Source organism: Bacillus sp. NPDC094106 (genome assembly GCF_044764345.1).
Taxonomy (GTDB): domain Bacteria; phylum Bacillota; class Bacilli; order Bacillales; family Bacillaceae_G; genus Bacillus_A.
The window spans coordinates 46,921-65,624 of the sequence record NZ_JBIWHY010000011.1 but is presented as its reverse complement, the minus strand read 5'-3'; the positions used below and the strand labels follow the sequence as shown (position 1 = coordinate 65,624).

Here is an 18,704-nt window from a genome sequence, read left to right as displayed (position 1 = left end):
ATATGACAGAGCGTGATCGTTATACAAATGAAGAAAAAGAAGCTGATCCGAAAGAGGATTCAAAGGAAGCATCAGTAGTAGAAAGAATTCAACAGCTTGGTCAAACGAATGTGCCGCAAATGAATGAATCACGTATTCATTGTTTAACAATTGTTGGACAGGTAGAAGGGCATGTTCAACTTCCACCGCAAAATAAGACGACGAAATATGAGCATGTAATTCCGCAAATTGTAGCAATTGAACAAAATCCGAAAATTGAAGGTTTACTTTTATTGTTGAATACAGTAGGTGGTGATGTTGAGGCTGGACTAGCGATTTCTGAAATGGTAGCTTCACTATCAAAACCAACTGTATCCCTTGTTTTAGGTGGAGGGCATTCAATAGGTGTACCGATTGCGGTATCGACGAATTATTCATATATTGCGGAAACTGCAACAATGACGATTCATCCAATTCGTTTAACTGGTCTTGTCATTGGTGTTCCGCAAACATTTGAGTATCTAGATAAGATGCAGGAACGGGTTATACGATTTGTAACAAAGCATTCAAAAGTGACGGAAGATCGTTTTAAGGAGCTTATGTTTGCAAAAGGGAATTTAACGCGAGATATTGGAACAAATGTAATTGGTGGAGACGCAGTGAAATATGGTTTAATAGATGATGTTGGTGGTATTGGAGATGCAATTCGAAAATTGAATGAATTAATAGATAGGAAAGCGGATGGAAAACAAGATGGGAAGTTGTTGCAATGATTTTATATACAATTATGCCGGAACAAGTGATTTATCCAGCGGATTATTCGCAGTGTGAAAGTCAAAAAATAGTGAATGTAAATGGTGTAGAGATGGTTGTTTCTGAAGAAAATAATCAATCCTATTCCATAGTGCGCGTGCTAAGTACGGATCCATCCCATTACTTACAATATGAGCCTGGACAGAAAATAACCTTTTAGTAAAAAGCAGGATTTTGTTTAAAAGCTATGGTATAATATAAAAAACAAGACGGTTGAGCAGCCATGAGTAGGCTGCTTTCTTCTGTTTATTTAGCATTTTACAAGAAGTGTAAAAATAGAAGATAACGAGACCTGAATATAAGGAATGGTTTATAAATAAATCATTTTGTAAATGAAAGTTTTATTTAATTTTAGAACACGGGGTGAAGAAATGGCAAAACAAAAGCAAAGAGGGACGAAAGCAAAAGCAAGACGTACGATAAAGCCGACTTTGTATTACGAAATCGTCGGGTTGACTCTTTTTGCACTTTCAATCATTACAATTTTACAGCTAGGTGTTGTAGGAAAATCGTTTGTGTTATTTTTTCGCTTTTTCTTTGGTGAATGGTACATAATTGGCGTATTAGGTGTGATTGCTTTGTCAATTGCATTTGTGATAAAACGTGGATGGCCTAATCTTTTAAACAAACGGTTAATAGGTGTTTATTTAATTGTATCAGCGATATTAATGTTTAGTCATATCACATTATTCAACCTGCTTACAAAAGACGGAGCGGTAGAAAATACATCTGTGATTGTTAGTACAAAAGATTTGTTCTTTTTAGAAATGAAAAAGAGTCCAGATACTGTCCATTTAGGTGGCGGCATGTTTGGAGCTCTTATGTTTGCGACATGTTATTTTTTATTTGATGAAGTAGGAGCCTATATTATTGGGATTATTTTAGTTGTTCTTGGTGTGCTCTGTATTACAAATAAACATATTGGAGAAGTACTTGCTCCGGTAGGAAGAATACTTAGAAGTCAGTTTCAAGTGATGCAAGGGGACTACAAAGATTGGAAATCTAAGCGTGCAGCTGAACAAACGGAAAAGAAAAAAACGTCAAGGCATACGCGGAGTGAACGTCTTGATACCCAAGAAGAGATTGCCGATCCGGTAGAAGAAATAGAAATCGGACCGCCAATTATTTCAAACTTCACAGAGAATTATCCGGTAAGTGAGGAGCAGGATAAACGCAGTGAAGAAGAAAGACCAAACGATTTAATTACTTCGCCGTTTGTTGAAGAAGAAATTCCATCTCAACCACAAGAACAATCGAAAAAGAAACGGGGCGAAAAGATAGTTGAATCTTTAGAGGGGGAAACAAAGGCGCCTCCAATGCAATTTTCCAATGTGGAAAATAAAGATTATCAGCTTCCTTCTCTTGATATATTGAAATTTCCAAAGAATAAGCAAGTTACGAATGAAAATGCGGAAATTTATGAGAATGCTCGTAAATTGGAACGCACATTCCAAAGCTTTGGTGTGAAAGCGAAAGTAACAAAAGTACATAGAGGTCCGGCGGTTACAAAGTATGAAGTGTATCCGGATATGGGAGTGAAAGTAAGTAAAATTGTTAGTTTGAGTGATGATTTGGCACTGGCTTTAGCGGCCAAGGATATTCGAATTGAAGCACCAATTCCCGGGAAATCAGCAGTAGGAATTGAAGTTCCAAATTCAGAGGTTTCTATGGTGACGCTTAGAGAAGTACTTGATTCAAAAGCGAACAACCATCCAGAAGAAAAATTATTAATTGGTCTTGGACGTGATATTACTGGTGAAGCCGTGTTAGCACGTTTAAATAAGATGCCCCATCTATTAGTAGCTGGAGCGACTGGCAGTGGGAAAAGTGTATGTATTAATGGGATTATTGTTAGTATTTTAATGCGTGCAAAACCACATGAAGTAAAATTAATGATGATTGATCCGAAGATGGTAGAGTTAAATGTATATAATGGTGTTCCGCATTTATTAACACCTGTGGTAACAGACCCGAAAAAAGCCTCACAAGCATTGAAAAAAGTTGTGAGTGAAATGGAACGTCGGTATGAATTGTTCGCTCATAGCGGAACACGTAACATTGAAGGGTATAATGAGTATATTAGACAGCATAATGACCAATCTGAAGCTAAGCAACCAGAACTTCCATACATTGTTGTAATTGTGGACGAGTTAGCTGATTTAATGATGGTTGCTTCTTCAGACGTAGAAGATGCAATTATGCGTTTAGCGCAGATGGCGCGTGCTGCTGGTATTCATTTAATTATTGCAACGCAGCGTCCATCTGTTGATGTTATTACAGGTGTTATTAAAGCAAATATTCCATCACGTATTGCGTTTGCGGTTTCTTCACAAACTGATTCTCGGACAATTCTTGATGGCGGTGGAGCTGAGAAGTTATTAGGGCGAGGGGATATGTTATTCATACCAATTGGTGCATCGAAACCAGTCCGTGTACAAGGTGCATTTTTATCAGATGATGAAGTAGAAAGAGTTGTAGAATATGTTGTTGCGCAACAAAAAGCACAATATCAAGAAGATATGATTCCACAAGATGTGCCAGAAACAAAACAAGAAGTTGAAGATGAATTGTATGATGAAGCGGTTCAACTTGTTGTAGAAATGCAAACAGCCTCTGTTTCTATGTTGCAACGCAGATTTAGAGTAGGATATACACGCGCGGCGCGTCTAATTGATGCAATGGAGATGAATGGTGTAGTTGGACCTTATGAGGGTAGTAAACCGAGAGTAGTGTTGATTAAAGATATACAAGAAAAAAGTTCTTAATAAAAAAAGCCTAATTGTTTGCAATTAGGCTTTTTTATATGACGTTTTTGTTATATACTATAGTCACCAGTAAAGAAAGGGCTTACATCCCGAGTGGTTCTTTAGAATACGAATGCTTTTAATGTTGTTTTTGAAAACGTTCGATATTCGTTGTAGAAAAGTGTTGAATTATGTTGACACATATGGGAGCAAGTGGTAAGATTACTTCGAAAAGAATCACTGCCTCATATAATCTTGGAGATAAGGTCCATAAGTTTCTACCTGGCAACCATGAATTGCTAGACTATGAGGGGAAAAGTGTGTAACAAAGGATGTAAGAGGGATCTTTGTGCCGAACTTTTTCTCTATATGAGAAATGTTTGTGGTACAAAGTTTTTTTTATGAAATAAAGATAGAAAATTTCATCTTGAAAAATTATTAACATTTATTCGGCAAGTTTCATTTATTTTAGTATTGCAAAATTTGAACTGTGTGTAGGTTGAAAAGAGAGAAAAGAAGTCTTACATCAGAGGTCGAATAATTGAAATGCGGGGGAGTCTTATGTCAGTTAAATCCGATAGTCGACACTTATATTTACAGGTGATCGATCATATTAAAGAGAAAATCAAAAGCGGGGCATACAAAGAGAAACAAAAGTTGCCTTCAGAGTTTGATTTAGCGAAAGAACTCGGCGTAAGTAGAGCGACTTTGCGTGAAGCATTGCGTATTTTAGAGGAAGAAAATGTTGTGATTCGTAGACATGGTGTGGGTACGTTTGTGAATGCGAAACCGTTATTTTCTTCAGGAATTGAACAGCTTTCTAGTATTACAGATATGATTTCCAGTGTGGGGAAAACACCGGGAACAGTCTTTTTATCATCATCTACTACGAGTTTAACAGAAGAGGAAAAAGAAAAGTTTAATAGTGAAGAAGACTTTGAAGCAGTGATGATTGAGCGTGTTCGTACAGCAGATGGGGAACCTGTTGTATATTGTATTGACAAATTGGCAAAAGAAATATTGCCTGATTTATCGGATTACAATGAGGAATCGCTGCTTACTGTAATACATAATAACACGCACAAACGCATTACATATGCGGTCGCTCATATTGAACCAATTGGTTATCATCCGAAAATATCGCCAATCTTACAATGTGAGCCAGAAACAGCACTGCTCATTTTAAAGCAAATGCACTATGATCAAAATGATGAACCAATCTTATATTCTATTAATTATTTCAGAGCAGATAAATTTAGCTTCCACGTATTAAGAAAACGTATGTAATAAAGTTCCTTTTTAGGGAGGTGACAGCAAGAAGAAAGGGACAGCAGCGCATGAATTATATATCATTTTAGGAGGGGTTTCTAGTATGAAGAAAAAAGCAGGTCTTTTATTATCATTAACGTTAGTAGCGAGTACAGTGTTAGGTGCATGTGGTAACTCGGATAAAGCAAGTGGAGATAAAAAAGATGAAAAGAGCATTAAAGTAGGTCTGGTTACAGACGTTGGGGGCGTTGATGATAAATCATTTAACCAATCTTCTTGGGAAGGTTTACAAAAATTCGGTAAAGATAATGGGCTAAAAGAGAAGACGAACTATCGTTACCTTCAGTCTGAAAAAGAAGCAGATTATATTCCAAACTTAAAGAAATTTGCAAAAGATAAATATGATTTATCTTTTGGTATTGGTTATAAATTAGAAAAAGCAATTGAAGAGGTTGCGAAAGAAAATCCAAAACAACAGTTTGCAATTGTAGATACTGTAGTAAAACAACCGAACGTAACAAGTATTACATTTAAGGATCATGAAGGATCATTCCTTGTAGGTGCAGTAGCAGCGATGTCAACAAAAACAAATAAAGTTGGGTTTGTTGGTGGAATGAAGAGTGATTTAATTAGTAAGTTTGAGAATGGATTTAAAGCTGGCGCTAAAGCTGTTAACCCAAATATTGAGATTGTATCTGAATATGCAGAAGCATTTGATAAGCCTGAAAAAGGTGCTGCACTTGCATCAGCAATGTACGGACAAGGAGTAGACGTAATTTATCATGCTGCTGGTGGTACTGGTAACGGCGTGTTTACTGAAGCGAAAAACCGTAAGAAGAAAGGTGAAAATGTTTGGGTAATCGGTGTTGACCGTGACCAAAATCAAGAAGGTATGCCTGAAAACGTAACGCTAACTTCTATGGTAAAACGCGTTGATGTTGCGGTTGAAAAAGTAGCACAAGAAGCAAAAGATGGTAAGTTAGAAGGCGGAAAAGTAGAAGCGTTTGGTTTAAAAGATGAAGGTGTTGGCATTGCGAAAACAACTGATAATGTGAAAAAAGTAAATCCAGAAATTTTACCAAAAGTAGAAGAGTTTGAAAAGAAAATTACTGCTGGTGAAATTAAGGTGCCTGCTACTGATAAAGAGTACAAAGAATACGAAGCTGCTCTTAAGAAATAATAGAGAAATAGAAAAGGTTAGTTCTTAGAACTAACCTTTGTATATATAAAATTACTTTTAATAGAGTGTAATTGGGGACTGTTCCCTGCTAAAAGGAGGAACAAAATGGAATACGTAATTGAGATGAATAATATTACAAAAGTATTCCCAGGCATTGTAGCGAACGATAATATTACGCTGCAAGTAAAACAGGGAGAAATACATGCTTTACTCGGAGAAAATGGTGCAGGGAAGTCAACGTTAATGAACGTTCTTTTTGGATTATATCAGCCAGAACAAGGAGAAATTAAAATTAAAGGGAAACCTGTAAAAATTACAAACCCTAATATTGCAAATGACTTCGGGATTGGTATGGTTCATCAACACTTTATGCTTGTTCATAATTTTACAGTTACAGAGAATATTATTCTTGGAAATGAACCGAAGAGAAAAGGGAAAATTGCTATTGATGAAGCTGCAAAAGAGATTCAACAATTATCAGAACAATATGGTTTAGCTGTAGATCCGTATGCGAAAATTGAAGATATTTCGGTTGGTATGCAGCAACGTGTTGAAATTTTAAAAACGCTGTATCGCGGAGCAGAAATTTTAATATTTGATGAACCGACGGCAGTATTAACTCCTCAAGAAATTCATGAGCTTATTCAAATTATGAAAAAGCTTGTGCAAGAAGGAAAATCTATCATTCTTATTACACATAAGTTAAAAGAAATTATGGAAGTTTGTGATCGTTGTACGATTATTCGTAAAGGAAAGGGAATCGGAACGGTTGACGTTGCAAATACAGATGAACATAAACTTGCAGAACTAATGGTCGGACGTCAAGTGAATTTTAAAACAGAAAAATTAGATGCCAAGCCTAAGGAAGATGTACTTTCTATTGCAAATCTTGTTGTTCATGATGCACGCCAATTACCTGCTGTAAAAGGCCTTGACTTAACTGTTCGTGCAGGAGAAATTGTCGGTATTGCAGGGATTGATGGGAATGGACAAAGTGAATTAATAGAGGCAATTACTGGTTTACGAAAAGTTGAGTCAGGTTCTATTGCAATTAATGGGAAAGAAATCACAAACTGGCCTGTTAGACGGATTACGGAAGAAGGAATCGGTCATATTCCAGAAGACCGTCATAAACATGGACTCGTTCTTGATTTTTCTGTTAGAGATAATATGGTTTTACAAACATATTATAAAAAACCATTTTCAAATAAGGGGATTTTAAATTTTAGTAAAATAAAGAAAAAAGCAAAAGACCTGATTGAGCAGTTTGATGTACGTACACCTAGCGAGCAAACATTAGCTCGTGCATTATCTGGCGGGAACCAGCAAAAGGCAATTATTGCACGTGAAGTAGATCGTGATCCTGATTTATTAATTGCAGCGCAGCCGACACGTGGTTTAGATGTAGGTGCGATTGAATTTATTCATAAGAAATTAATTGAACAGAGAGATAAGGGAAAAGCGGTGCTTCTTCTTTCTTTAGAACTCGATGAAATTTTAAATGTGAGTGACCGCGTTGCTGTTATTTATGAAGGGAAAATTGTTGCGATTGTTAATACAAAAGAGACAAATGAAAAACAATTAGGTCTTTTAATGGCTGGTGGAACAGGGGAAGAGAAGGTGAGTACAAATGGCTAAAAAGTTTTTAACGGAGCGAACGATTAATATTTTAGTTCCTGTATTATCCGTTATATTTGGTTTGCTTGTTGGTGCCATTGTTATGTTAGTTAGTGGATATGATCCAATTGTTGGATATGGTGCACTTTGGACTGGTATGTTCGGAAGCCCTAGTGCAATTGGAGAGACAATTCGTACAATGATTCCGCTTATTCTAGCGGGATTATCGGTAGCATTTGCGTTTCGTACCGGTTTATTTAATATCGGGGTAGAAGGACAATTGTTAGTTGGTTGGCTTGCTGCTGTTTGGTTTGGTTATGCAGTATCATTACCTGCCTTTCTTCATATTCCATTGTCTATTTTAGTGGCAGCTATAGCTGGTGGGCTATGGGGTTTTATTCCAGGATATTTGAAAGGGAAATTTAAGGTTAATGAAGTTATTGTAACGATTATGATGAATTACATTGCACTATATGTTACATATGACATCATTAAACGCTTTTTACATGAAGGTAATGACAAAACATATGATATTCAGCCGAGTGCGTCATTAGCTTCAGATTGGTTAGCTTCTTTAACAGATGGTTCTCGCCTTCACTGGGGAATTGTTGTCGCAATTCTTGTTACGATTCTTATGTGGTTCTTATTAGATAGAACAACTTTAGGTTATGAATTGAAATCAGTTGGATTTAACCAACAAGCGTCTCAATATGCTGGTATGAAAGTGTCTCGTAATGTTGTGTTATCTATGACAATTGCGGGTGCATTTGCTGGCATTGGTGGAGCAATGGAAGGGCTCGGGACGTTCCAAAGTATGACAGCAATGGCTACGTTTACCGGAATTGGATTTGACGGGATTGCGGTAGCACTTCTTGGAGGGAATAATCCATTTGGTATTGTACTTGCTGCATTATTATTTGGAGGTTTAAAAAGTGCAGCGCCGCAAATGAACTTTGAAGCGGATGTACCATCTGAGTTAATTAATGTAATTATTGCATGTATTATTTTCTTTGTTGCTTGTAGTTATATTTTACGCTGGGCACTTACGCGCATGAGCAAGGAGGGGAAATAAATGAGCTTTCTAGATGTTTTAGCCATTCTTGTGACGGGTACGTTATACACGGCAGCACCTCTAATCTTTACAGCGTTAGGTGGCGTATTTAGTGAGCGTTCTGGTGTTGTAAATATCGCATTGGAAGGATTAATGTTATTTGGTGCATTTGTTGGTGTTGTTACAACGCTATTAATGGGGGATACTTGGGGCGCTATGACTCCTTGGATTGCACTTATATTTGCAGCAATTGGTAGCGGATTATTTGCACTTCTTCATGCAGTTGCATCGATTACATTCCGTGCGGATCAAGTTGTTAGTGGAGTAGCAATTAACTTTTTATCTCTTGGTTTAACTGTTTTTGCGATTAAGAAAATCTTTGGTAAAGGACAAACTGATTTTATTCACTACCGTATTGAAAAAATTGATGTTCCAGGACTTTCGGATATTCCGGTTATCGGAAAAATCTTTTTCTCAAATGTACCATTAACATCGTATATTGCCATTATTTTAGCATTTGTTGTTTGGTATATCATTTATAAAACACCATTTGGTCTTCGTCTTCGTGCGGTTGGTGAACATCCAATGGCTGCGGATACAATGGGGATTAATGTATATAAAATGCGTTATATTGCTGTTTGCATTTCAGGGATGTTTGCTGGAGTAGGTGGTGCAGTCTTTGCACTGTCAATTTCAAACAACTTCTCAGGTGCAACGATTACGGGACAAGGTTTCTTAGCGTTAGCTGCTATGATCTTTGGAAAATGGAACCCAATTGGGGCACTAGGAGCTGCTTTATTCTTTGGATTTGCACAATCGCTAGGGGTAACTGGTGGTACAATCCCTGTATTAAAAGAAATTCCGAGTGTTTTCTTAGCAATATTACCATATGTGTTCACGATTTTAGCACTTGTCGGTTTTGTAGGACGTTCAGAAGCTCCAAAAGCACTTGGAACACCGTATGAAAAAGGAAAAAGGTAATCTTTTAAAAAGTATAGAAAAAGCTCGCACATTAGTGCGGGCTTTTTTACATAGAATATGCTTAATACAGAAATTTATTTTCTGCTTTTTAATGAAGAAATGATTAGAAGGAAAAGGATATAAAGATGATAAGAGAGAAAAGTTGATTTTTTATTTCTAAAAACTGTATATTGAAGAGGAATATTCCTACATACGTAAAGGAGGGCTATAAATGAAACTGATGGAACAGCAAATGCATGAATTAGGTGGTTTGCGAGTACATATTATTCCTACAGACAAATATAAAACAAATACATTTGTATTTCGCTTTAAAGCACCTTTAAATGAAGAAACGGTGACGGAGCGAGCTTTATTGCCATACGTCTTACAAAGTGCGACAGAAAAGTTACCATCCGTGATTCGTCTTCGCCAATATTTAGAGGAATTATATGGTTCTTCTTTAGCGGTGGATGTAAGTAAAAAGGGAGAAGATCACATCATCTCTATTTATGTGGATATCGCCAATGAAACGTATTTACAAGACGCGCCGCCCCTTTTTGAAAAGGCGCTTTCTATGTTGTCTGATATTGTGTTACATCCAGCAACGGAAGGGGATAGCTTTTTACACTCTATTGTAGAAAGTGAAAAGCGAGCACTCTTGCAACGGATTGAAGCAACATATGATGATAAAATGCGCTATGCTAACGAGCGATTAATAGAAGAAATGTGTAAAGTAGAGCCATATCGATTAAGTGCAAATGGGAAAAAAGAGAGCGTTGCTTCTATTACAAATGAAAGCTTGTATCGGTATTATCAAAAAGTGTTAGCAGAAGATGAAATGGATCTTTATATTATTGGTGATATTTCAGAAAATGCGGTCGAGCTTGTTGGTAAATATTTTTCAATCTCGCCGCGTGCCCCAAAAGAAAAAAATGTCCTTCTTCATAAACGAAATAATGAAGAGAAAGAAATTGTTGAAAAACAAGAATTAAAGCAAAGTAAATTAAATATTGGATATCGTACGTATATTACGTACCGTGATGAAGACTATTTTGCATTGCAATTGTTTAACGGTTTATTTGGTGGATTCTCACACTCAAAATTATTTGTGAATGTTCGTGAAAAAAATAGTTTAGCGTATTATGCAGCATCACGATTTGAAAGTCATAAAGGTCTTCTCTTTGTTATGTCTGGAATTGAAGCGAAAAATTATGAAAAAGCGGTGGAGATTATAAAAGAGCAAATGAAGGCCATGCAAAGTGGTGACTTTTCAGAAGAAGAAATCCATCAAACAAAAAGTGTTATTCAAAATCAAATTTTAGAGGCAGTTGATACACCGCGTGGTTTCGTGGAAATGCTTTATCATGGTGTGATTGCAGAACGTACGCGCCCAGTAGAGGAATGGTTAACTGGCATTGAGCGTGTTACGAAAGAAGAAATTGTAAAGGTTGCCAATGGCATTGAATTAGATACAATTTACTTTTTACACGGAACGGAGGGAGAATAGATGGAGAAAATAGTTTATGAACAATTAAAAGAAACGCTCTATTACGAAAAACTTCCTAATGGATTAGACGTATATATGTTGCCGAAACAAGGATTTAATAAAACGTTTGCGACATTTACAACAAAGTATGGTTCCATCGATAACACATTTGTTCCACTTGGAAAAGAAGAAATGACTCGGGTACCAGATGGGATCGCTCATTTCCTTGAGCATAAATTATTTGAAAAAGAAGATCATGACGCATTTCAATTGTTTAGTAAACAAGGGGCATCTGCAAATGCTTTTACATCCTTTACGAGAACAGCTTATCTCTTTTCATGTACATCAAATGTAGAGCAAAATTTAAATACATTATTAAATTTTGTCCAAGAACCGTATTTTTCTGAAAAAACGGTTGAAAAAGAGAAAGGAATTATTGGTCAAGAAATTCAAATGTATCAAGATAATCCAGATTGGCGTTTATATTTTGGATTAATTGATAGTTTATTTGTCAAGCATCCAATTAAAATTGATATTGCGGGAACAATTGAGTCTATTAGTAAAATTACAAAAGACTTATTGTATGAGTGTTATGAAACATTTTACCACCCAAGCAATATGTTGTTATTTGTTGTTGGAGCTATCGACCCGGAAAAGACAATGGATTTAGTCCGTGAAAATCAGGCGAAAAAGGATTATAAAAATCAACCGGAGATTGTACGTTCATTTGAGAGTGAACCAGAAGAGGTAAATGAAAAGAAGAAAATTATTTCTATGCCTGTTCAAACACCGAAATGTTTAGTCGGTATAAAGGCGACAGGGCTCAAAGAAAAAGGGCAAGAACTTTTAAAACAAGAGATTGCGATTACATTACTTTTAGATTATTTATTTGGGAAAGGATCAACTCATTATGAGTCTTTATATAATGAAGGACTCATTGATGATACATTCTCTTATGATTATACCGAAGAAAGTAACTTTGGTTTTGCGATGGTTGGTGGCGATACGAAACAGCCTGATGAGTTAGCAGATCGTTTGAAAAGCATTTTATTACAGACCAATTATGATGAGTTAGATGAAGCGACGTTAGAGCGTGTAAAGAAAAAGAAAATTGGCGGCTTTTTACGATCGCTTAACTCGCCTGAATATATTGCAAATCAATTTACACGTTATGCATTTAATGAATCCAGCTTGTTTGATGCTCTTTCCGTTTTAGAGGATTTAACTGTTCAAGATTTACAAGAAGCAGCAAAAGTATTTTTATCTGAAGAAAGAATGAGTATTTGCCAAGTCTTGCCGAAACAATAAAGGGAAACTTTAATAAGGGAACTGCTTAGTGTTCAGGGGATTTACAGCCATTTTATCCCTCATCTAACTTTTTAGCTATTGCTAAATCGTAAGATGGGGGTATTATTTGTTTGGGGATGTATGAAAGAATGTGTAATTTGAAAAAGTTTCTTTATAGATGAAAGGATAAGAGAGGAAAAGTATGAAAAAATTTGCATTAGTGACTGGAGGAAGCGGAGGAATTGGCTCTGCAATTTCAAAACAGTTAAATGAAGATGGTTATACAGTATATGTGCATTATAACAAAGGCGAAGAAAAGGTAAGAGAACTAGAAAACCAATTTGATGAAATGATTCCCGTTCAAGCAAATTTAGCAGCTGCAGATGGACCAGAAAAATTGTGGGCACAAATTCATCATCCGATTGATGTAATTGTATATGCGGCTGGAAAAAGTATATTTGGTTTAGTGACAGATGTTACAAATGAACAGTTAAATGAAATGGTGGAATTACAGGTGAAAAGCGTATATAAACTACTGTCGCTTGCAATTCCATCAATGATTCACCGCAGAAGTGGAAACGTTGTTATTATTTCATCGATTTGGGGACAAATGGGTGCGTCTTGTGAAGTGTTGTATTCAATGGTAAAAGGTGCGCAAAATTCGTATACAAAAGCATTGGCTAAAGAAGTGGCTTTAAGTGGGATTCGTGTCAATGCAGTGGCACCGGGAGCAATTGAGACAGAAATGCTAAGTGTATTTTCAGAGGAAGATAAGAATGGGATGGCAGAGGAGATTCCAACTGGGAGAATTGGATGTCCAGAGGAAGTAGCAAAAACAGTTTCTTTCCTTGTATCACCAGGGGCTTCGTATATAACGGGGCAAATTATTGGAGTAAACGGTGGATGGCATTGTTAAAATGCAAAATACATACATAAAAAACATGGAATTGTACAAATTAAGCATGATTCTATTACTTAATAGTGAGGTGCTTAAATATGTCAGTATTAGAAAACTTTGATCAGTGGAAAAGCTTTTTAGGAGAGCGTTTAGAGCAGGCGCAAGGAAAGGGTCTTGATGGGGGAGCTGTTTCAGATATGGCATTCCGCGTTGGTGACTATCTTGCGAATGAAGTAGAGGCACGTAATGATCAAGAAAAACTATTAGCTGGGCTTTGGAAAGTTGCTGACGAACAAGAGCAACATACAATCGCGAATTTAATGGTGAAGTTTGTACAACATAAGTAAAAAAAGAGAGGAGAATATCCTCTCTTTTTTTTTAGTATTGAAAATACCTTGATTTGGTTGTACATTTAGCTTCCCTATTAACGTGAAATCATATAATATAGTACGTAGGTGTAAAGTAAGCAAGGGGAGTGATCTTGAATGATTGAATGGTATTTTGAATATGAAATACATAAAAACCGACCTGGCTTGCTTGGTGACGTTTCTTCGTTAATCGGTATGCTTGGCATTAATATCGTCACAATTAATGGTGTAGATAATGCTCGGCGCGGACTTTTGCTTATGTGTGATAATCAAGAGCAAATCTCTAGACTTGAATCAATTTTAAATACGATGGATAATATAACGGTAACGAAATATCGTCCGCCAAAGCTTCGGGACAGACTAGCAGTTAGGCACGGCAGGTACATACAACGGGACGCAGATGATAAGAAAACATTCCGATTTGTACGTGATGAATTAGGATTACTCGTTGATTTTATGGCAGAATTAATGAAAAAAGAGGGTCATAAGCTCATCGGGATACGAGGGATGCCTCGCGTTGGAAAAACGGAATCTATTGTCGCCGCAAGTGTTTGTGCAAATAAGCGTTGGCTGTTTGTATCATCAACCCTTATTAAACAAACTGTACGCAGTCAACTGATTGAAGATGAGTATAGCGACGATAATATTTTTATATTAGATGGAATTGTTTCAACAAAGCGTGCAAATGAAAGACATTGGCAGCTTGTGCGTGAAATTATGAGATTACCTGCAACCAAGGTTGTGGAACATCCGGATGTATTTGTGAGTCAATCAGAATATACACTTGATGATTTTGATTATATTATTGAATTGCGTAACGATTATGATGAAGAAATTCAATATAATTTAGTAGATGAAATTGAGCAAGGAACGCAAAATAATTTCTCTATGTTTGACTTTTAAAGAAATATTGAGGTGTTAGCAGTGACGGAATTAGGACAAAAGCTGAAGGAAGCAAGAGAAGCGAAAGGCTTGTCTATCGATCAGCTACATGAGATTACAAAAATTCAAAAGCGTTATTTAGCGACAATTGAAGAGGGAAATTATAGCATATTGCCAGGTGCGTTTTATGCACGTGCGTTTATTAAACAATATGCAGATGCTGTTGGATTAGACGGAGAGGAATTGCTTGTAGAGTATCAAAGTACAATACCGCAATCTGAATCTCATGATGTACCACAAGTATCAACAGGTCAAAAAACGCAGGAAACAATGCAAAAAGCTACATCGCTTCCATTCGCAGATCATATGCCGAAAATTTTAATTGCATTATTGGTAATTGCATTAGGAGTAGCGGTTTGGTTTATTTTTCAATGGTTAACTGCAAAAGATGCTGGATCAGTAACGCAAAATAAGAGTGAACAAATTGAAGTACAAAAAGCGAAGGGTTCGCCGTTAGATGAAAAGAAAGAAGAGAAAAAAACGGAAGAACCTAAAAAAGAAGAACCAAAGAAAGATGAGCAAAAAGCACAGCAACCACCAGCAGGACAAGATGAGATGAAATTGGTAGGGACAAGTGGAAAAGTATCTACATATGAAATGAACAATAAAGAGTTACAATTGGAACTTTCAGCAAAGGGAACAAGTTATGTAGATATTAAAGATGAAAATGGTAATGAACTTTATAATGCTACGTTAGAAGCAGGACAAACGGTACCACAAAACTTAACCGCTCAAAAAGAAGTGCGACTTAATATCGGTAATGCACCTAATATTGAAATTAAAGTAAATGGTAAAGTTATTAATTATGGTATAAGTCCCGAAGAGACAATGCACCAAAGATTGGTGATTAAAAACTTAGGGGCAGGGCAACCTGCACAATAACAGTCATCGCTTCGATGACTTTTTTCAATGAACAAATGTTTTTGACATGATGGAGGAATAGCTGTGAATTTACCAAACAAAATTACAATATCTCGAATCTGCTTAATTCCAATTTTTCTAGTGATTATGCTGGCTCCTTTTGATTGGGGTGTATATACAATTGGGAATGTAGATTTACCAATTCAACATTTAGTAGGAGCGCTTATTTTTATTGTTGCTTCAGCTACGGATTGGATTGATGGTCATTATGCAAGAAAGTATAATCTTGTAACAAATTTAGGGAAGTTTCTTGATCCATTAGCAGATAAGCTACTTGTTTCAGCAGCCCTTATTACATTGGTTGAAATGCAATATGTACCAGCGTGGATTGTTATTGTAATCATTAGTCGTGAATTTGCTGTAACAGGCTTACGTCTTGTGCTAGCTGGAACTGGAGAAGTTGTTGCGGCTAACATGCTAGGGAAAATTAAGACATGGACACAAATTATTGCAATTTCAGCATATTTATTACACGATGTACCATTAAACTTAATCCATATTCCGGTTGCGGATATTTTCATATGGATTGCACTAATCTTTACAGTTATTTCTGGCTGGGATTACTTCTGGAAAAATAGAGCTGCTTTTGTAAACTCAAAATAGCAGTTTATGGGGGAATCGGAATGAATGCCGAAATTATTGCGGTTGGAACAGAATTATTACTCGGGCAAATTACAAATACAAATGCGAAGTTTTTATCCGAAAAATTGGCTTCCATTGGGATCGATGTGTATTATCATACTGTGGTAGGGGATAATAACCATCGTTTACAAGAGGCAATTCAAATTGCTGAGAAGCGTGCAGATATACTCATTTTTACAGGTGGGCTTGGGCCGACAAAAGATGATTTAACAAAAGAAACAATTGCGTCTGTTATTGGTGAAGAACTTGTTTATGACGAAATTGCTTTAACGTCCATTAGTGAGTATTATAAACGTACTGGCCGTGAGTTTACAGAGAATAATAAGAAACAAGCACTTGTTTTAAATGGCTCGGCAGTATTTGCAAATGATCACGGTATGGCGCCAGGAATGGGATTAAATAAAAATGAAAAAGTTTATATTTTATTACCAGGTCCACCGAAGGAAATGCAACCGATGTATACGAACTACGTAGACCCCTTTTTACGTAACTTTACAACTGGAGAGCGCATTTATTCTCGTGTTCTTCGCTTTTTTGGCATTGGCGAATCCCAACTAGAAGTGAAAGTACAAGATTTAATTGATAGACAAACGAATCCAACAATTGCGCCGCTTGCTTCTGATGGAGAGGTGACGCTTCGTTTAACAGCAAAGCATCACGATGTGAAACATGCAGAAATGTTAATTCAACACGTGGAAAGCTTGATTTTAGAAAGAGTAGGAGAATTTTTCTACGGATATAACCAAGATTTTCTTCATTATAAAGCAATTGATTTATTGAAGAAGAAAGGTTTTACTTTAGCTTGTGCTGAAAGTTTAACGGGTGGTCTTTTTGGGAATCAAGTAACAGAAAATGCTGGTGTGTCTTCTATTTTTAAAGGCGGTGTCATTTGCTATCAGAATGACGTAAAGCAGCACATATTGCACGTACCTGAAGAAACATTACACACAGCTGGAGCAGTTAGTGAAGAGTGTGCACGTGTTCTTGCTGAAAATGTTAAAACACTTTTAAAAGCGGATATTGGGATTAGTTTCACTGGAGTAGCAGGACCGGAAGCTTCAGAAAATAAAGAGCCGGGTACTGTATTTGTTGGGCTAGCAATTAGGGATGAGCCGACAGCGGTCTTTCCTCTTAAATTAAGTGGAAGTCGTCAACAAATTAGAGAACGATCTGTGAAATATGGATTTTATCATTTGTATAAAAAACTAGAAGAGGTGTGAGTTTCTTCTAGTTTTTTTATGATAAAAATTAGATGTTTTCAATTTGGAAATAAAAAAATCGAATAAACGTTCGATTTTTGTTGGCAAATTGAGATGAAAATAGGTATAATAAAATTAGCAATTCAGTTAAGGAGGAATTTGAATGAGTGATCGTCAAGCGGCATTAGATATGGCGTTAAAACAAATAGAGAAGCAATTTGGTAAGGGTTCAATTATGAAGTTAGGAGAACAAGCAGAACATAGAATTTCAACGGTGCCAAGTGGTTCGTTAGCACTTGATGTAGCGCTTGGAGTTGGTGGTTATCCACGCGGTCGTGTTATCGAAATCTACGGGCCTGAAAGTTCAGGTAAAACAACAGTTTCATTACATGCGATTGCGGAAGTACAACGTCAAGGTGGACAAGCAGCATTTATTGATGCAGAGCATGCGATGGATCCTGTATATGCACAGAAGTTAGGTGTTAATATTGATGAGTTACTATTATCGCAGCCTGATACAGGGGAACAAGGATTAGAAATCGCAGAGGCATTAGTTCGAAGCGGTGCAATTGATATTATCGTAATTGACTCTGTAGCAGCTCTTGTACCAAAAGCGGAAATTGAAGGGGAGATGGGTGACTCTCACGTTGGTTTACAAGCGCGTTTAATGTCACAAGCACTTCGTAAGCTTTCTGGTGCGATTAATAAATCGAAAACAATTGCAATCTTTATTAACCAAATTCGTGAAAAAGTTGGGGTTATGTTCGGGAACCCAGAAACAACTCCAGGTGGTCGTGCGTTGAAGTTCTATTCAACAGTTCGTCTTGAGGTACGTCGTGCTGAGCAATTAAAGCAAGGCAATGATATTGTTGGTAACAAAACAAAAATAAAAGTAGTAAAAAATAAAGTAGCACCTCCATTCCGTGTTGCTGAAGTGGATATTATGTACGGAGAAGGAATTTCAAGAGAAGGTGAAATTTTAGATATGGCTTCTGAACTTGATATCGTTCAAAAGAGTGGCGCTTGGTACTCTTATAACGAAGAACGCCTGGGACAAGGGCGCGAAAACGCGAAGCAGTTCCTAAAAGAAAATCCGGATGTAAGAGATGAAATTGCCTTCTTTATTCGTGAACACCATGGAATTGGTGAAGATTCTGCTTCTGAAAGCATGGAAGATGGAACTCTTCTTGAAAAATAAAAGACACGATTTCGTGTCTTTTATTTTTTTTTAGCGATTGTAGGCAGCAAGGTCTTTGCTGATGAAGTTTTTACCTTATGCTACTAAAATAGTATGGAGAGGGATTTTTATACGTTTTTCAGCTTGTTAGATGGGTTTTAGTATAGCTTG

The 18,704-nt window shown here is 36.6% G+C and carries 17 protein-coding genes and 1 riboswitch; all 17 genes read left to right on the top strand.

Going from position 1 to position 18,704, the window contains the following annotated elements; genetic code table 11:
* Positions 1-2: 2 nt before the first annotated feature.
* The gene (locus ACIQ7L_RS16825) at positions 3-752 is read left to right on the top strand and encodes a ClpP family protease (RefSeq protein ID WP_400570637.1); all 750 of its coding nucleotides are present in this window, start codon (positions 3-5) and stop codon (positions 750-752) included.
* A complete protein-coding gene (locus tag ACIQ7L_RS16820) occupies positions 749-952 on the top strand; it encodes a YlzJ-like family protein (RefSeq protein ID WP_097895266.1) in 204 nt (67 codons plus the stop codon). Before ACIQ7L_RS16825 ends, ACIQ7L_RS16820 begins: the two co-directional genes overlap by 4 nt.
* A gap of 211 nt (positions 953-1,163) precedes the next feature.
* The gene (locus ACIQ7L_RS16815; protein ID WP_400570636.1) at positions 1,164-3,557 is read left to right on the top strand and encodes a DNA translocase FtsK; all 2,394 of its coding nucleotides are present in this window, start codon (positions 1,164-1,166) and stop codon (positions 3,555-3,557) included.
* A 204-nt stretch (positions 3,558-3,761) separates the two neighbouring features.
* Positions 3,762-3,863: riboswitch (purine riboswitch) on the top strand.
* Positions 3,864-4,097: 234 nt separating this feature from the next.
* Entirely contained in the window at positions 4,098-4,823 is a 726-nt protein-coding gene (locus tag ACIQ7L_RS16810) for a GntR family transcriptional regulator (protein WP_400570635.1), read from the top strand.
* An 85-nt stretch (positions 4,824-4,908) separates the two neighbouring features.
* Entirely contained in the window at positions 4,909-5,985 is a 1,077-nt protein-coding gene (locus ACIQ7L_RS16805) for a BMP family lipoprotein (RefSeq protein WP_400570634.1), read from the top strand.
* Positions 5,986-6,090: 105 nt separating this feature from the next.
* Positions 6,091-7,623 carry an ABC transporter ATP-binding protein gene (locus ACIQ7L_RS16800; RefSeq protein ID WP_400570633.1) on the top strand — a complete coding sequence of 511 codons (1,533 nt, stop codon included), beginning with the start codon at positions 6,091-6,093 and terminating at the stop codon, positions 7,621-7,623.
* A complete protein-coding gene (locus tag ACIQ7L_RS16795) occupies positions 7,616-8,674 on the top strand; it encodes an ABC transporter permease (RefSeq protein ID WP_400570632.1) in 1,059 nt (352 codons plus the stop codon). The genes ACIQ7L_RS16800 and ACIQ7L_RS16795 overlap by 8 nt, the downstream gene beginning before the upstream one ends.
* Positions 8,675-9,634 (top strand): ABC transporter permease, encoded by a 960-nt coding sequence (locus ACIQ7L_RS16790; RefSeq protein ID WP_400570631.1) that lies wholly within the window; start codon positions 8,675-8,677, stop codon positions 9,632-9,634.
* 211 nt (positions 9,635-9,845) lie between these two features.
* Positions 9,846-11,120 (top strand): EF-P 5-aminopentanol modification-associated protein YfmF, encoded by a 1,275-nt coding sequence (yfmF, locus tag ACIQ7L_RS16785; protein WP_400570630.1) that lies wholly within the window; start codon positions 9,846-9,848, stop codon positions 11,118-11,120.
* A complete protein-coding gene (gene yfmH, locus ACIQ7L_RS16780) occupies positions 11,121-12,407 on the top strand; it encodes an EF-P 5-aminopentanol modification-associated protein YfmH (protein WP_400570629.1) in 1,287 nt (428 codons plus the stop codon).
* 181 nt (positions 12,408-12,588) lie between these two features.
* Positions 12,589-13,302 (top strand): elongation factor P 5-aminopentanone reductase, encoded by a 714-nt coding sequence (gene ymfI / locus ACIQ7L_RS16775; RefSeq protein ID WP_097895283.1) that lies wholly within the window; start codon positions 12,589-12,591, stop codon positions 13,300-13,302.
* A gap of 80 nt (positions 13,303-13,382) precedes the next feature.
* Complete coding sequence (locus ACIQ7L_RS16770) at positions 13,383-13,631, top strand: DUF3243 domain-containing protein (RefSeq protein WP_097895285.1); 249 nt, start codon at positions 13,383-13,385, stop codon at positions 13,629-13,631.
* Between the two features lie 138 nt (positions 13,632-13,769).
* Positions 13,770-14,555: a DUF3388 domain-containing protein gene (locus ACIQ7L_RS16765; RefSeq protein WP_012094875.1), complete on the top strand. Its 786-nt coding sequence runs from the start codon at positions 13,770-13,772 to the stop codon at positions 14,553-14,555.
* 21 nt (positions 14,556-14,576) lie between these two features.
* Entirely contained in the window at positions 14,577-15,476 is a 900-nt protein-coding gene (locus ACIQ7L_RS16760; RefSeq protein ID WP_400570628.1) for a helix-turn-helix domain-containing protein, read from the top strand.
* A gap of 63 nt (positions 15,477-15,539) precedes the next feature.
* Positions 15,540-16,118 carry a CDP-diacylglycerol--glycerol-3-phosphate 3-phosphatidyltransferase gene (gene pgsA / locus ACIQ7L_RS16755; protein ID WP_400570627.1) on the top strand — a complete coding sequence of 193 codons (579 nt, stop codon included), beginning with the start codon at positions 15,540-15,542 and terminating at the stop codon, positions 16,116-16,118.
* A gap of 20 nt (positions 16,119-16,138) precedes the next feature.
* Positions 16,139-17,377: a competence/damage-inducible protein A gene (locus ACIQ7L_RS16750; protein ID WP_400570626.1), complete on the top strand. Its 1,239-nt coding sequence runs from the start codon at positions 16,139-16,141 to the stop codon at positions 17,375-17,377.
* 142 nt (positions 17,378-17,519) lie between these two features.
* Positions 17,520-18,554 (top strand): recombinase RecA, encoded by a 1,035-nt coding sequence (gene recA / locus ACIQ7L_RS16745; RefSeq protein WP_400570625.1) that lies wholly within the window; start codon positions 17,520-17,522, stop codon positions 18,552-18,554.
* The last annotated feature ends 150 nt before the right edge of the window (positions 18,555-18,704 follow it).

What these genes read in the sequence shown, in the direction of transcription:
- ACIQ7L_RS16825 (WP_400570637.1), top strand. Translation starts at nt 3, where the DNA reads ATGACAGAGCGTGATCGTTATACAAATGAAGAAAAAGAAGCTGATCCG.
- ACIQ7L_RS16820 (WP_097895266.1), top strand. Translation starts at nt 749, where the DNA reads ATGATTTTATATACAATTATGCCGGAACAAGTGATTTATCCAGCGGAT.
- ACIQ7L_RS16815 (WP_400570636.1), top strand. Translation starts at nt 1,164, where the DNA reads ATGGCAAAACAAAAGCAAAGAGGGACGAAAGCAAAAGCAAGACGTACG.
- ACIQ7L_RS16810 (WP_400570635.1), top strand. Translation starts at nt 4,098, where the DNA reads ATGTCAGTTAAATCCGATAGTCGACACTTATATTTACAGGTGATCGAT.
- ACIQ7L_RS16805 (WP_400570634.1), top strand. Translation starts at nt 4,909, where the DNA reads ATGAAGAAAAAAGCAGGTCTTTTATTATCATTAACGTTAGTAGCGAGT.
- ACIQ7L_RS16800 (WP_400570633.1), top strand. Translation starts at nt 6,091, where the DNA reads ATGGAATACGTAATTGAGATGAATAATATTACAAAAGTATTCCCAGGC.
- ACIQ7L_RS16795 (WP_400570632.1), top strand. Translation starts at nt 7,616, where the DNA reads ATGGCTAAAAAGTTTTTAACGGAGCGAACGATTAATATTTTAGTTCCT.
- ACIQ7L_RS16790 (WP_400570631.1), top strand. Translation starts at nt 8,675, where the DNA reads ATGAGCTTTCTAGATGTTTTAGCCATTCTTGTGACGGGTACGTTATAC.
- yfmF (WP_400570630.1), top strand. Translation starts at nt 9,846, where the DNA reads ATGAAACTGATGGAACAGCAAATGCATGAATTAGGTGGTTTGCGAGTA.
- yfmH (WP_400570629.1), top strand. Translation starts at nt 11,121, where the DNA reads ATGGAGAAAATAGTTTATGAACAATTAAAAGAAACGCTCTATTACGAA.
- ymfI (WP_097895283.1), top strand. Translation starts at nt 12,589, where the DNA reads ATGAAAAAATTTGCATTAGTGACTGGAGGAAGCGGAGGAATTGGCTCT.
- ACIQ7L_RS16770 (WP_097895285.1), top strand. Translation starts at nt 13,383, where the DNA reads ATGTCAGTATTAGAAAACTTTGATCAGTGGAAAAGCTTTTTAGGAGAG.
- ACIQ7L_RS16765 (WP_012094875.1), top strand. Translation starts at nt 13,770, where the DNA reads ATGATTGAATGGTATTTTGAATATGAAATACATAAAAACCGACCTGGC.
- ACIQ7L_RS16750 (WP_400570626.1), top strand. Translation starts at nt 16,139, where the DNA reads ATGAATGCCGAAATTATTGCGGTTGGAACAGAATTATTACTCGGGCAA.
- recA (WP_400570625.1), top strand. Translation starts at nt 17,520, where the DNA reads ATGAGTGATCGTCAAGCGGCATTAGATATGGCGTTAAAACAAATAGAG.